The organism is Kribbella qitaiheensis (genome assembly GCF_014217565.1).
Lineage (GTDB): Bacteria > Actinomycetota > Actinomycetes > Propionibacteriales > Kribbellaceae > Kribbella > Kribbella qitaiheensis_A.
In genome coordinates, this window is the sequence record NZ_CP043661.1 from 1,035,026 (window position 1) to 1,047,925 (window position 12,900).

The window sequence follows — 12,900 nt, forward strand, 5'->3', positions numbered from 1 at the left end:
GGAACTGTTTCTGGATTATCAGGAAGAGCATCACAGGGACGTCAGCCGGCGAATACGTTCACGGAGGTGGCGGGGTAGGTAGTACGCCTGCCAGAGCAGCACGCCGGTGCAGGCGAGGGCGAGCAGGGTGGGCAGAGCGAAGACCAGCAGGACCCAGTCTGGCGCGGTGGAAGCGCTGACGATCGCCAGGACGGCGCCGGTCAGAGGGAAGACGGACATCGCGACACTCCTGGACGGTGTCAGCGTCAACTGGTATTCGGCGATGTTCAGCGCAGCTTCGCGGATCTCCGGATCGGCGGGAACGGCACCCTTTCGCATCGCGCGGAGGGCAGAGACCACCAGGTCGATCGGAAGGTCGCCGACCGCGTTGCGGATGAGTTCGCGCTGTGCTTGGGCCTGGTGATCCCTCAGGCCGGCGAGCAGAGCACCGGCGATCACGCCACAGATCAACGCCGCGGTCCACGGTGCCGGAGTGGAGAACCCAACGAAGAGGGCAACAATGACAGCTGCAGGAAGCCCGGCTGCCAGCGGCAGAAGCCAACGCGAGCCGGTCAGCGAAGAGGTATGCACAAGCTGATGATCCTCCATCGCTGGCCGTGCCGCCATGCCATCTACCAGGTCAGCGCCGCGGCGAGGGCGTCGCGACTGGCGGGCAGGAGTGGGAGCCGCACGGCTGGGGTGGGAATGCGGCCGCTGGCGTGGAGGGCTGCCTTTATTACACTGGGGTTTGGTTCGGCGAAGAGGGTTTGGGAGAGGCGGGACAGGCGGTGGCCGAGCGGGCGGGCTGTGGCGAGGTCGCCTGTCCGCCAAGCGGTGATGAGTGCGGCGAAGTCGGCGGTGGCTAGGTGGGCCGAGGCGAGGATTGCGCCGTGGGCGCCCAGCGCGAGTGAGGGTGAGATGAACAGGTCGTCACCGCCTAGTACTGCGAAGTCGGGCGGCAGGTCGGCCATCAAGGCGATGGTGTCTTCGGTGATGCCGCCGGCGGCGTACTTCACGCCGATCACGTTGGGGAGAGAGCCCAGCTGGGTGAGGGCGGACGCGGACAGAGTCTGACCTGTGCGGTAGGGAACGTGGTAGATCACCAGCGGCACGGGGCTGTTGGCTGCGAGTTGCGTGAGGTAGGCGACGGCTCCGGCTTCGCCTGGCCGCACGAAAGGCGGCACTACGGTCAGGGCCGCGTGCACCTCTCCCCTGCCGCGCAGATCCTCCAGCGCTTGTGGGGTGTTGGCGCCCACGAGGAGCTTCGCGTCGCGCTCCCGGCAGACGCGGGCCGCGATGTCGATGACCGCCTGGCGTTCGGCTTCGGTGAGTGAGCCTGGCTCGCCGGTGGTGCCGAGAGCAACCAAACCGTCCGCCCCTTCGGTCAGGAGTCGTCGGGCGAGTGATTCCAGGGCGTCGAAGGCGACGGCACCTTCAGGGTCGAATGGGGTGATCAAGGGGACGAACAGTCCGGTGAGCGTCATGGAACCAGCCTCGGGTCGATCGAAGGAGAAGGTCCAGTTCAGGTTTCTGCGGCAAACCGTAAGGTGGGCTTATGCTCGACGTCCGCCGGCTCCGGCTACTCCGTGATCTTGCCCAGCTCGGGACGATCGCGGCCGTGGCGAAGGTCCACACGTACACGCCGTCGGCCGTCTCGCAGCAGTTGGCCGCGCTGGAGCGTGAGGCTGGTGTGCCGCTGCTCGAGCGGTCCGGTCGGCGGGTAGTCCTCACACCGGCCGGAGTGGTGCTCGTACGGCACGCGGATACCGTGCTGTCCGCGTTGGAGGAGGCAGGTGCCGCGGTGGCGGCGGCCGGCGACGAGCTATCGGGGCCGTTGCGGATCGGCGCCTTCCCGACCGCCGTACGGACGGTGTTGCCCGCTGCGCTGGTGACGCTCGGACGCGACCATCCCGGGCTGGAGTTGATGGTGACCGAGTTGGATCCGGCCGATGTGCCGGAGGCGCTGCGGGAGAGGCGCTTGGATGTCGCGTTGATTCACGACTACGACGTACTGCCCGCGTCGCCGGATCACGGTCTCGAGGAGTCGCCGCTGCTGGAGGAGACGGTGTTCCTCGCAGTACAGGCTGGGACTGGGATCGACGAGATTCGTAGTACAGGTGAGGCGGCCTGGATCGCGGGGACTCCTGGCACGGTGTGCCACGCCGTCATCCTGCAGCTCTGCCACGCGGCCGGGGTCAGCCCGAGGATTCGGCATTACGCGGACGACTTCGCCGCGGTTCTCGCGCTCGTCGCGGCCGGGCAAGGCGTCTCGCTGGTCCCTCAACTGGCAGCGGCCGACCCACCTCCCGGCGTACGGCTGATTGCTCTCGACGCTCGCCGTCGGACTCGCATCGCGCACCGCCCCGGTGCCGCCGGTCATCCCGCCGTCGTTGCCTTCGCTGCGGCAGTTCGCGCCTCCACGGACGCCTACCTCTCGAACTGATCGCAACAAACCACCGCGGCCCTGCATCGAGGGGGTATGACCGGGTCGCCGGCCCGGCTGAGTGGAGGTAAGCGAATGGCTGCGGTGGATGGCGTCGATGTTCCCGGGTTCTGGGAGAACGGGTGGACGATCGTCCGTGGGGTGTACTCGAAGGACGACGTCAAGCGGCTGCGGGAGGCAGCGCACTGGTCGCGGAAGCATTTCGGGGGCGACCTGCTGGCGAATTCCCGGCTGCGGGAGGTGCTGACGGACGGCAACTTCGTCAAGATCGCTCGCCAGATCCTCGGTGAGGACAAGATCGTCTACTCCGGCGACAGTGCCTTCACGGTGAACGGTGTCCAGCGGGGGTTCCACAAGGACAACGCCGACCGCGTCGACCCGAACGCACCGGACTGGAACGGGCGGTACACGATCCTGAGATTCGGGGTCTATCTGCAGGACCACTACCGGCATACCGGCGGGCTGAACCTGCGGCACCAGTCGCACAACACGCCGGATCTGTCGGTGGGCGAGAACAAGTACGTCCGCACTCGCGTCGGTGATGTCGCGGTGTGGAGCCTGCGGACGACGCACAGCGGGAACGGCACGCTATTGAAGTTCCCGAAATCGAAGGCGCCGCTGCCGCACGAGCACGACAAGTACCCGAAGTGGCGGGTCGCGAAGAAGGACGGCGACCGGATCGCGCTCTTCGCGGCACTCGGCCTGGACGACGCCCACATGGCCCGGTACGTCGACTACCTCAAGACGCGCAAGTATATGTGCGACATCTGGAGCAAGACGCGCTACGACCAGGCGGCCTTGTCAGCGGCGGAACAGACCGGCCTGATCGTCCGCGACGTCCCCCGCGAGATCGAGAACAACCCGAACGTCGGCCAACACGTCGACTACGTCGCCCTCCCCTACTAAGAGCAACTGCCGGGCGGAGAGGTTGGAGGGATATCTCTCCGCCCGGCAGCTACTGTCACCCGAAGCCGCGGACGCGGAACTGCATGACTCGGTAGGGCCAGCCGGCGTCGGTGTTCCATTGGCTGACGGACAAGTGCAGGTCGCTGAGGGTGGAGCCGGGGATGATGTAGCCGCCGTACAGCTGGGCGACGTGATTGTCGTTCTCCTGGCCCCAGGCGCCGCCGTAGATCAAGTTCTGCCGGTACGCCGTGTAGAGGTTCGACGTCGGCGTGTCCATGATGATCCCGTCGATCCGGTAATCGCCGGCGTTGAACCAGGTCAGCACCCACTTGCCGCCGAGCGGACGCAGGCTCATCTCACCGAAGCTGCCGGACAGGATCGGCGTCGCGGGATTACCCCAGTTCCAGGCGCCGTCGCGGAACCCCCACGGCTCGTAAGCCGCCGGGTTCGCCAGCTGATCGCTGCGCACCCGCTTCAGGATGATCGGCTTGTCCCGCTGGAACCCGGTCGAGTAGACGTAGACATACCCGTCGTTGCCGAGCCCCCAGGTGAGCAGCTGGAACAACCCGCCATCCAGATCGCTCGGGAACTTCGCGCCGGTGTGATACCAGCCGGCACCGGAGTTGTCCGAGCGCCAGATCTCGGTCCACACCACGTTGCCGAGCCCCTTGTTCACCATCGCGTGCAGGTACATCGACCCGCCGACCGTGATCACGTCCGACGGCAGCACGGTGGAGAACGTCGGGTTGTCGTGCGGGTAGTCCCACAACTGCTGCGCCGCCGCTCCCCCGACAGCGCCCGACCAGGTCACCCCGGACGCGAGGTTCGTCGTGTTCGACCACAACGCGACCGGCGAACGCCACCAGCCGCCACCGACCGACGGGTTCTCGAACGTGTCGCCGAACATGAACAGCAACCGCCCGTCCGGCGTCCGCGCCGGAATCCCCAGGTCGGTCGCCTGCATCCGGAACTGGTTGGTCAGCCCGGGCCCGGTCAGATCCTTGACCTTGTTGGTCGTCACCGCCTGCACACCCTGTACGCCGCGCGCGGTCGCATTCGCGACCGCCGGAGCCGCGAGCAACGCTCCCGCGCCCACTGCGGCGGCCTTCAGGAAGGTGGATCTCTTGACTGTCGGTTCTGGCATCGTCGTCAACTCCTCGGGGCAGGAAATCGATTGCCCACGACATTTCCCCAGCCGCTTGGCGAAGTCAAGGACTCGTCCGAGCGCAAGCGTGCGGCTTTTCGAGCACCGTCGAATAGCCGCGTCCTAAAAAGTCAGGAGCGACCGGTGGCGATCGGACGATCCGGGTCGGTGATCCACTCGGACCAGGACCCTACGTAGACCGGCGCCTCGATGCCGACGATCTCCAAGGCGAGTGCTTCGTGCGCAGCGGTGACGCCGGACCCGCAGTAGACGCCGACCTCACCAGAGCCGTCGACGCCGAGCTCGGCGAAGCGCTTCCGCAGGTCATCGACCGACAGGAAATGGCCGTCGCCGGCGACGTTCCCGGTGGTCGGCGCGTTCACGGCACCCGGGATGTGGCCTGCGACCTTGTCCATCGGTTCTACGTCGCCCGCGAACCGCTCCGGCGCTCTCGCGTCCAGCAATACGCCGGTCGAAGCCATGGCAGCAGCGCCTGAGGCATCGAGCATCGGTACCCGGCCGGCCGAAACGACGAACGAGCCGGCCGCATCGGCGGGCACCGTAGTACTGACCTCTCCCCCGGCTGCTTGCCACGCCGCGAAGCCGCCGTCGAGAACGCGCACGTCGCGCACCCCGAAGTACCGGAAGATCCACCACGCGCGGGCCGCGGCCATCGAGTTCGCCGCGTCGTAGACCACGACCGTCGTGTCCGGGCCGACTCCCGCACGGCGCAACGCCGCTTCGACGACGGTTGCCTCAGGCAACGGATGACGTCCGCCGTCACCAGGTGCTCCGGCCAGCTCAGCGTCGAGATCGACGAAATGCGCGCCGGGGATGTGGCCGGCGTCGTACGTGTCCCGGCCGGGTGCGCCCACCAGGTTCCAGGTGACGTCGATGACGACCTGGCGGTCGGTGGCCGAGCGCAACGACTCGGCCGTGATCAGCGGGTTCATCCGGCACCTCCGAAAGGCAGGACCTCAGGTGACAGCGTGGCACGAGCACGGGCGGCGGTCAGCTTGCGCCGATGATGGCGACGGCACAGCACCTCGTACGCCGTCTCGACCACGTTCTCCGGGTCTTCCATGTCACCGAGGACGAGTTGCTCGCCTTCGGTAACCATCTCCCCGGCGACGGTCCGCGCGTTGTGGGTGGCGCGTTCGCCGCACCAGCACAGCGCCTCGACCTGGAGCAGTTCCGTCCGGTCGGCCAGCTCGACCAGCCGGGCAGAGCCGGGGAAGAGCATCGCGCGGAAATCGGTGAGGATGCCGAAGCAGAAGACATCGATCTGCAGCTCGTCCACCAGCCGGGCGAGTTGCTCGACCTGCTCGCGCTGGTAGAACTGCGCCTCGTCGCAGACCACATAGTCGATCCGGCCGCCGTGGGTCAGTTCGTCGACGACGTACTGCCAGAAGTCGAAGTCGGGCCGCACCTCGATCGCGGCCGCCTCGAGCCCGAGTCGCGACGAAAGCGTCGACTCCCCGGCCCGGTCGTTGCTGGTGAAGATCTTGCCCAGCCGCCCCCGCGTCTTGTGGTTGTGATCCATCTGCAGGGCGAGCGTCGACTTGCCGCAGTCCATCGTCCCAGTGAAGTAGAGGAGGTCGGCCACAGGTTACCTTTGCCTAAACGCACATCTTGGACAGGAGGCCCGGATGGCCACCCGCAGGGCCGCAAGACTACCTGGCGCCCCTTCCGACACTGCCTCCCTATACGTCCGCTTGAGCAAGCTGGCAGGTGATGAAATCTCTCCAAGGAGGGCATGCTCGCGGATGTGCACGCGAAGGCCGCCGCGATGGGTCTGCGACTCATCAGTGAGCACGTGGACGACGGTCTGAGCGGCCCACTCCGCAACCGGGCCTGAGTTCATCGCGGGGCCGGACGATGCCCGCGAGCGCCGCGCCTCTACTTTCATCGCCTGGCATGCCGACCGGATGACGCGAGAAGGAGTGAACGTCCCCGCAGCCATCCTGGATGTTGTCGAAGGCAAGGACCCGGAGACTGGCCAACTCATCCGGCAACCCGCACGCCTCGCGGACTGCAAGGGGCTGGATCGGCACGTCAACGTGGTGCGAGTTCGCACAGGTTCGTGCCCTAGCCCCTCCGCTATTCGGTTGAGCCGACCGTTCGGGTCGCCGCCCCAGATTTCCAACGCACGCACCGTCAATGCTTGCCAAGCGATCTCTCGGCGAACGTCATCGTCCCCACTCGTCTGGCCCCCCTCTGGGTCAAGAGTGCGGCGAGGGGGGGCTCTGGGGGCCTGCTGACGTTTCTCGGGCCTCCGCCCCGAACTCCGACCTTGGTCAATCCCAGCTGAGTAGAGCACTCCCCGTACGCGGCCGTAGCGCCTTTCGCTTCGGTCATATACCGCCAGTCGATGGGCGACATGCCGCCGCAATCGCTGTCACGCCGTCTGGCGTCGTAGAAGCCCACGATCCAGGTCGCGATCTTCAATCTGGCCTCGGCGCGGAGGTGGTGCCGGTGGATGTAGTCATCGTCGAGGGTGGACGAGGCTGGTCGACCCGACACCTTCGTCACCGGCGACCTCGCAATACAGCCCTGTCGTGATCTTCCAGCTCGATCCGGTTCCGCCCTTCATGCCGCGCACCACCACAGGCCCGAACGGTTACACGGCGCCCGCCGCGTACGCCCTTCGGAGCAGCGCCTCGCGCTCCGGCGCGTTGCGGGTCAACTGCGCGGCCCGTTCGAATTCGACCCGGGCCTCGTCCATCCGCCCGAGCTTGGCGAGCAGGTCTCCGCGTACCGCGGGCAGCAGATGGTAGTCCCGCAACGCCGAATGTCCGGTCAGCTCGTCGACGATGCTCAGTCCGGCCTCCGGGCCACTCGTCATCGATACCGCCACCGCGCAATTGAGCCGTGCCACGGGTGAAGGAGCCACGTGGAGGAGCGTCTGATAGAGGGCCGCGATCCGTTCCCAGTCGGTGTCCTCGGCCCGCCTGGCCTGGGCGTGGCAGGCGGCGATGGCCGCCTGCAGCACATACGGCCCGACCGGGCGGTTTGTGCTGCCAGCGCGTAGCAGAGCGGTGAAGCCGCGCCGGATGAGCAACTGATCCCAGCGGCCGCGGTTCTGGTCCGCCAGCGGGACGGGCCGGCCTGACAGATCGACTCGCGCCCGGAATCGGGATGCCTGGATCTCCATGAGCGCCGCCAGACCGTGCACCTCGGGCTCGTCCGGTGCGAGTTCGGCGAGCACGCGGCCCAGGCGCAGCGCCTCCCGGCACAGGTCGGGCCGAAGCCAGTCGTCGCCCACCGTGGCCGAGTAGCCCTCGTTGAAAACCAGATAGACGACTTCGAGCACCGAGGCGAGGCGCTCGGCGCGTTCCGGCGCCGGTGGCACTTCGAAGGCAATGCGCTTCTCGCCGAGGGTCCGCTTGGCCCGCACGATCCGTTGCGCGATCGTCGGTTCGGCGACCATGAACGCGCGGGCGATCTCCTCGGTGGTCAGACCGCCGACCAGCCGCAGCGTCAGCGCGACGCGGGAGGGGGTCGGCAGCACTGGATGACAGGCGATGAAGATCAGTCGCAGGACGTCGTCAGTGAGGTCCTCGTCGTCGATGACCGCGTCGAAGTCGGCCGACCCGTTGTGGATCGCCTCGCGTTGCCGGTCAGCGAAACTGTTGCCGAGCTGCGCGACGTTGGCGTCGAGCCGGTCGTTGCGGCGCAGCCGGTCGATCGCCCGATGCTTGGCGGTGAGCATCAGCCAGCCGCCCGGGTTGTCGGGAACTCCAATCCGCGGCCAGTCCTGCAGCGCGGCGACCAGCGCGTCCTGGGCCAGTTCTTCGGCGAGGCCGACGTCGCGGACGAGCCGGGTCAGGGCGCCCACGATGCGGGCAGACTCCAGCCGCCACACCGTCTCCACGGTACGGCGAGCTTCATCTTCACCTAGGACGTCGGTCACCGGGCCCGCAGCTCTCAGTCCTCGGCCCCGTAGACCCGGCGAACGTCGCCTTCCCCGTCACCGACGACCCTCCAGAAATGCTTGGCCAGCTCGATCGCTTCGTCCTCGGTCCGCACCTCGATCAGGGCGAAGCTGACGATCGACTCCTTCGCCTCGGTATACGGACCGTCGGTCAGGGTGACCTGGCCGCTGCGGGCCGAGAAGTGGGTGCCCTTGGGATCAAGCCCGCCGCCGGCCAGCAGGACACCGGCCTTCGTCAGCTCCTCCACGAACCGCCCCATCTCGGCGAACAGCTCGGGGGTCGGTGCGGGACCGCCACCGTTGGTCGTCATCAGGAACCGCATGACTGTCCTCTCACTCGGCCGGCGAAGCGGTCCATCGTCGCATAAAAAATATTCAAACAATTTCGCCGCCCGTGTCGATCCGGCCCAGGGCCGTTCGCTGCACCAGTAGAGGACGACCTACCTGAAGGAGAACATCATGCGGAAGATCGTTGCCGGGCTGCACATGTCGCTGGACGGCGTCATCGAGTCGCCGGAGAAGTGGAGCTTCGACTACTACTGCGACGAGATCGGGCAGTCGATCAAGTCCCGCCGCGACGCCACCGACACGCTGCTGCTCGGTCGGACCATGTACCAGGAGTTCGCGGCGATCTGGCCCGGTCAGACCGGTGAGGTCGCCGACTTCATGAACGGCACGCCGAAACTGGTGGCGTCCACGACGCTGACCTCGGTCGACTGGGCGGGCAGCACCCTGATCGACGGTGACGTCGTGGCCGCCCTGACCGCACTCAAACAGCAGCCCGGCCGGAACATCACGATCACCGGCAGCGCCACCCTGGTCCGGTCGCTGGTCCGCGCCGGAATGCTCGACGAGCTGCATCTCACGGTCTGCCCGATCGTGCTGGGCAGCGGCAAGCGCCTCTTCGACGACACGGGTGGGCGGGTGCCGTTGGAGCTCGCCGACTCGCAGGCATTCCCGACCGGCGTCGTCCACCTCACCTACCAGCCGGCCTGACCGGCTCAGATCACCCATGGAATCGTGGTGTGGGTCGATGACCGCTGAGGCCGGGTGCGTCGGGTTTCGCTCTGAGCTGTTCGCGGGTTCTACTTGGTCGTGCGCAAAGCCCTGATCCTCGCCCTTGTCTGCTGGCTTGCCGTTGGCGGTGCCGCGGTTCCGTCTGCCGCTGCCCCGGCCAGGGTCGAGGCGGGCCTGCGGGCGTACTTCGTGATCACGGCGCCGAGCCAGACCGCGCAGGTCGTCAGCGGGGTGACTGCGAATGCCGGCACGGTCTACGCGGCGTACGACGGCATCGGCGTACTGGTCGTGCACTCGGCGAACGCGGACTTCGCCGGCCGGATGCGCACGGTCGCCGGAGTACAGAAGGTCGGAGCCACCCGTACGTCGGACCTGCCGCCCGCCGCCGCGGATCCGCAGATCCCCCCGGCGCCGGTCGAACGCACCGACGGCGCCCCCGAGACCGAGCGGTCGGACATGACTCAGATCGGCGCGGACAAGGCCTGGGCGGTGAACCAAGGGTCGAAGAGCATCACCGTCGGCGTGCTGGACACCGGCGTCGACGACCAGCACCCCGACCTCAAGGCGAACTTCGACGCCGGCAAGTCGGCGTCCTGCGCCTACGGGAAGATCGACACCCGGCCCGGCGCGTGGCGTCCGGTCGGTGAGCACGGCACCCACGTCGCGGGCACGATCGCCGCGGCCAAGGACGGCAAGGGCATGGTCGGGGTCGCGCCGGGTGTGAAGGTGTCGTCCATCCGCGTCGCCGAGGCCGGCAGCCAGCTGTTCTTCCCCGAGAACACCGTCTGCGCCTTCGTCTTCGCCGGCCAGTCGGGTGTCTCGGTCACCAACAACAGCTACTACGTCGACCCCTGGCTGTTCGCCTGCCCAGCGGATCCGGACCAGGCCGCGATCGCCGAGGCCGTACGACGCGCTGTCGCGTTCGCCGACTCCAAGGGCGTCGTCAATGTCGCCGCCGCGGGCAACGACGACTACAACCTGGCCGAGAAGTCGACCGACGATGCCAGCCCCAACGACTCGAGCGCGACCGCGCGGACGGTCACCGACGACTGCATCAGCCTGCCGACCGAGCTGCCGGGAGTGGTCGTTGCCGCCGCGGTCGACCCGGAGAACCTGAAGGCGACCTTCTCGAACTACGGCACGAACAAGATCACCGTCGCCGCACCCGGTGTCGACGTCTACTCGACGATCCCGGGCGGCGGCTACCAGACCCTGGACGGTACGTCGATGGCCTCGCCGCACGTCGCCGGTGTCGTCGCGCTGATCCGCAGTGCGAATCCGAAGCTCACCCCTGAGCAGGTGCGGGTCAAGCTGTCCGCCGAGGCCAACGACCTTGCCTGTCCGGCGTCGAACGGTGGCGAGTGCACCGGATCAGAGGCGAACAACTCGTACTACGGCGAAGGGCTGGTCGACGCGGCCGAGGCTGTCGGTGCCGCCACAGCGTCGACGCCGACGGCCGGAGTGAGCATCACCAAGCCTGGCGAGCAGCTCGGCTTCGGCGGTATCCCCGCGATTCCGCTGCTGCTGAAGGGCATGAGCAGCAAGGGCGAGATCAGCTACACCGCGACCGGCCTGCCGCCCGGCCTGAGCATCGACGGCGAACGCGGCTGGATCACCGGCGTACTGTCACCGGGCCCCGGACGTTACAAGGTGACCGTGACGGCACGAGACGCCGACGCGAAGACGGCCCAGGCCACCTTCTACTGGAACGTCTGGAGTTTCTAGCGGCCTTCGTCGATGAGGAGCGGGATCAGCATCTCGTCTTCCGTCAGCGAGCCGTGCAGGCCGATCAGGCCGGCCTCGTTCGGGTAGCGACGGCTGGCGACGAGCGCGACCGGTCCGAGTGAGGCGACCACGACGTCACCGATCCGGGGCGCGACCCGGTCCTCGACGGCGCCGAACCAGCCTCGGCTCGTGGCCTCTTCCCGGCTGAGCACCAGGGCGTTGTCACCGAGCCGTTCGCGGTACGTCGCCAGCACGTCGGCGGCAGCACCGTCCACGCAGTACAGGTGGCGGAATCGCGATTCGCCGCCGATCAGCCGGAGGCCGTCGGTGAGTTCGGGCTCGGCGTCGAGATCGATGCGGTTCTGCGGCGCGACGTCGACCATGCCGTGATCGGCGACGACCAGCAGGACGGCGTCCCGCGGCAGCGCGGAACGGACCTGCGACGCGAAGGCATCGGCCGCGGCGAGTTCCTTGCGCCACTGCCACGACGCGCTCCCCTGCCCGTGACCGGTGTAGTCGAGCTGCGAGTCGTACACGTAGACCAGCGACGACTTGCCTTCGCGGCTGGCGAACCTGGTCGCGTCGAGGCGGTCCTCGACGGTGTCGGCGCCACGATGCGAACTCCCCCGGAACGCGGCCGCCGTCAGCCCGGAGTTGTCGAAGCGCGCCTTGCTCACGTTGCGGGTGGCGACACCGGCGGCCGCGACTCGCTCGAAGACGGTCTGGTGTGGTTGCCAGCGGCGCGGATCCACCGGGGCGTCCCAGGACAGCGCGTTCAGCAGCGCGCCCGTCTCCGGCACGATCGAGGTGTAGCCGACCATGCCGTGAGCGCCCGGCGGCAGCCCGGTCCCGAAGCTTGTCAGGCTCACCCCGGTGGTGGACGGCACTCCCGCCGTCAGGCTTCGCCCCGCGAGTGATGACAGGTAGGGAGCGGCGTCCGCGTTGCGCTGGAGGAGATTCCAGCCGAGGCCGTCGAGCAGCAGTACGGCGTACCGGGCGGCAGTCGGCAGCCCGAGAAGGTTCTGCTCGTTCGGGACCGACAGGGCGCCGGCCACCGAGGGTAGGACGTCCGCCAGCGACCCGCCGCCGTAAGCAGGGAGGACCGGGGTCGGGTCGGTCACCGGCCCTACCTGCTGGTCGCGGACGACAGGGCCGCCGCGAAGTCGAGCACCTGCTGGATCCCTGCCGGGCCGTCAGCCGCAGCACTGATCCGCAGCGAGATGTCGTCTGCCGCGACCGAACCCGTGTAGCCGTGGTCCGCCTCGCAGTTGGGGTCGGCGCAGACAGCCGGCTCGAGGTCGATCCGGTTCACCATGCCCCAGCCGATGGTCAGCACCACCTCGCCGCCGGCCGAGCCGGGATCCGATCGGACCGACGCGTAGCCGGCCGGATTCGGCACGACCCGGTTGACCACGACCGCGTTCACCCGGTTCAGCGGGATCGCCTCGGTCGAGGTGGACGCGTACGGCGCCTGGATCAGGTCGTCGGCGGCGTGCTCGTCGGTATGCCCGACGATCAGCCGGCTCGGGGTCAGCGCCAGGATGGTGATGTGCCGCCGCACCTCGTCGCGGTCGAACGTCGGTTCGTGCTGCAGCACGTACGCCCGGATCGGTTCTTCGGCGATCGCCACTGCGAGCGAGTCCGCCACGACATCTGGGTAGTAGCCGCACCGGTCGATCGCGTCGCGCAGTTCACGCGAGGCGTCCGAGAGCTCCGGGACCGGCGCATTCAGGTCACGCATGCCCTCATCCT

At 67.9% G+C, this 12,900-nt stretch carries 13 protein-coding genes; 4 read left to right on the top strand and 9 right to left on the bottom strand.

The annotated features are described in order from the left end of the window. Positions 1-30: 30 nt before the first annotated feature. Positions 31-570, bottom strand: a complete 540-nt coding sequence (locus F1D05_RS04540; protein ID WP_206686077.1) for a hypothetical protein — start codon at positions 568-570, stop codon at positions 31-33. A gap of 41 nt (positions 571-611) precedes the next feature. Beyond that, the gene (locus tag F1D05_RS04545; RefSeq protein WP_185446147.1) at positions 612-1,463 is read right to left on the bottom strand and encodes a dihydrodipicolinate synthase family protein; all 852 of its coding nucleotides are present in this window, start codon (positions 1,461-1,463) and stop codon (positions 612-614) included. A gap of 71 nt (positions 1,464-1,534) precedes the next feature. On the opposite strand from F1D05_RS04545, the gene F1D05_RS04550 reads away from it, so the two are divergent. Together F1D05_RS04550 and F1D05_RS04555 are read left to right on the top strand one after the other, a co-directional pair. Continuing rightward, complete coding sequence (locus F1D05_RS04550) at positions 1,535-2,422, top strand: LysR family transcriptional regulator (RefSeq protein WP_185446148.1); 888 nt, start codon at positions 1,535-1,537, stop codon at positions 2,420-2,422. 75 nt (positions 2,423-2,497) lie between these two features. Further along, the gene (locus F1D05_RS04555; RefSeq protein ID WP_185446149.1) at positions 2,498-3,328 is read left to right on the top strand and encodes a hypothetical protein; all 831 of its coding nucleotides are present in this window, start codon (positions 2,498-2,500) and stop codon (positions 3,326-3,328) included. Between the two features lie 55 nt (positions 3,329-3,383). Here F1D05_RS04555 and F1D05_RS04560 read toward each other — a convergent pair whose 3' ends face one another. The 5 genes from F1D05_RS04560 to F1D05_RS04580 all read right to left on the bottom strand — a co-directional run bounded on the left by F1D05_RS04560 (position 3,384) and on the right by F1D05_RS04580 (position 8,729). Beyond that, positions 3,384-4,472 carry a DUF4185 domain-containing protein gene (locus tag F1D05_RS04560; protein WP_185446150.1) on the bottom strand — a complete coding sequence of 363 codons (1,089 nt, stop codon included), beginning with the start codon at positions 4,470-4,472 and terminating at the stop codon, positions 3,384-3,386. A gap of 131 nt (positions 4,473-4,603) precedes the next feature. Continuing rightward, positions 4,604-5,425, bottom strand: a complete 822-nt coding sequence (locus F1D05_RS04565) for a sulfurtransferase (protein WP_185446151.1) — start codon at positions 5,423-5,425, stop codon at positions 4,604-4,606. After that, entirely contained in the window at positions 5,422-6,078 is a 657-nt protein-coding gene (locus F1D05_RS04570; RefSeq protein WP_185446152.1) for a thymidine kinase, read from the bottom strand. Before F1D05_RS04570 ends, F1D05_RS04565 begins: the two co-directional genes overlap by 4 nt. Before the next feature lie 1,014 nt (positions 6,079-7,092). Next, the gene (locus F1D05_RS04575) at positions 7,093-8,385 is read right to left on the bottom strand and encodes an RNA polymerase sigma factor (protein WP_185446153.1); all 1,293 of its coding nucleotides are present in this window, start codon (positions 8,383-8,385) and stop codon (positions 7,093-7,095) included. A gap of 14 nt (positions 8,386-8,399) precedes the next feature. Then, a complete protein-coding gene (locus tag F1D05_RS04580) occupies positions 8,400-8,729 on the bottom strand; it encodes a YciI family protein (protein ID WP_185446154.1) in 330 nt (109 codons plus the stop codon). Positions 8,730-8,865: 136 nt separating this feature from the next. Between F1D05_RS04580 and F1D05_RS04585 the strand changes: the two genes are divergently transcribed. Together F1D05_RS04585 and F1D05_RS04590 are read left to right on the top strand one after the other, a co-directional pair. Beyond that, positions 8,866-9,402: a dihydrofolate reductase family protein gene (locus F1D05_RS04585; protein ID WP_185446155.1), complete on the top strand. Its 537-nt coding sequence runs from the start codon at positions 8,866-8,868 to the stop codon at positions 9,400-9,402. Between the two features lie 99 nt (positions 9,403-9,501). Then, positions 9,502-11,148: a S8 family peptidase gene (locus F1D05_RS04590; protein WP_246486426.1), complete on the top strand. Its 1,647-nt coding sequence runs from the start codon at positions 9,502-9,504 to the stop codon at positions 11,146-11,148. Here the strand turns inward: F1D05_RS04590 and F1D05_RS04595 are convergent. Together F1D05_RS04595 and F1D05_RS04600 are read right to left on the bottom strand one after the other, a co-directional pair. Then, positions 11,145-12,269: an alkaline phosphatase family protein gene (locus F1D05_RS04595; protein ID WP_185446157.1), complete on the bottom strand. Its 1,125-nt coding sequence runs from the start codon at positions 12,267-12,269 to the stop codon at positions 11,145-11,147. The two genes, F1D05_RS04590 and F1D05_RS04595, sit on opposite strands and share 4 nt — an antisense overlap. 5 nt (positions 12,270-12,274) lie before the next feature. Beyond that, positions 12,275-12,889, bottom strand: coding sequence for a DUF5998 family protein (locus tag F1D05_RS04600; RefSeq protein ID WP_185446158.1), 615 nt, complete (start codon positions 12,887-12,889; stop codon positions 12,275-12,277). Positions 12,890-12,900: the final 11 nt, after the last annotated feature.

Bases quoted from the DNA above. Each gene is read 5' to 3' on its own strand.
- F1D05_RS04560 (WP_185446150.1), bottom strand. From the start codon at position 4,472: ATGCCAGAACCGACAGTCAAGAGATCCACCTTCCTGAAGGCCGCCGCA.
- F1D05_RS04545 (WP_185446147.1), bottom strand. From the start codon at position 1,463: ATGACGCTCACCGGACTGTTCGTCCCCTTGATCACCCCATTCGACCCT.
- F1D05_RS04600 (WP_185446158.1), bottom strand. From the start codon at position 12,889: ATGCGTGACCTGAATGCGCCGGTCCCGGAGCTCTCGGACGCCTCGCGT.
- F1D05_RS04550 (WP_185446148.1), top strand. From the start codon at position 1,535: ATGCTCGACGTCCGCCGGCTCCGGCTACTCCGTGATCTTGCCCAGCTC.
- F1D05_RS04580 (WP_185446154.1), bottom strand. From the start codon at position 8,729: ATGCGGTTCCTGATGACGACCAACGGTGGCGGTCCCGCACCGACCCCC.
- F1D05_RS04555 (WP_185446149.1), top strand. From the start codon at position 2,498: ATGGCTGCGGTGGATGGCGTCGATGTTCCCGGGTTCTGGGAGAACGGG.
- F1D05_RS04585 (WP_185446155.1), top strand. From the start codon at position 8,866: ATGCGGAAGATCGTTGCCGGGCTGCACATGTCGCTGGACGGCGTCATC.
- F1D05_RS04565 (WP_185446151.1), bottom strand. From the start codon at position 5,425: ATGAACCCGCTGATCACGGCCGAGTCGTTGCGCTCGGCCACCGACCGC.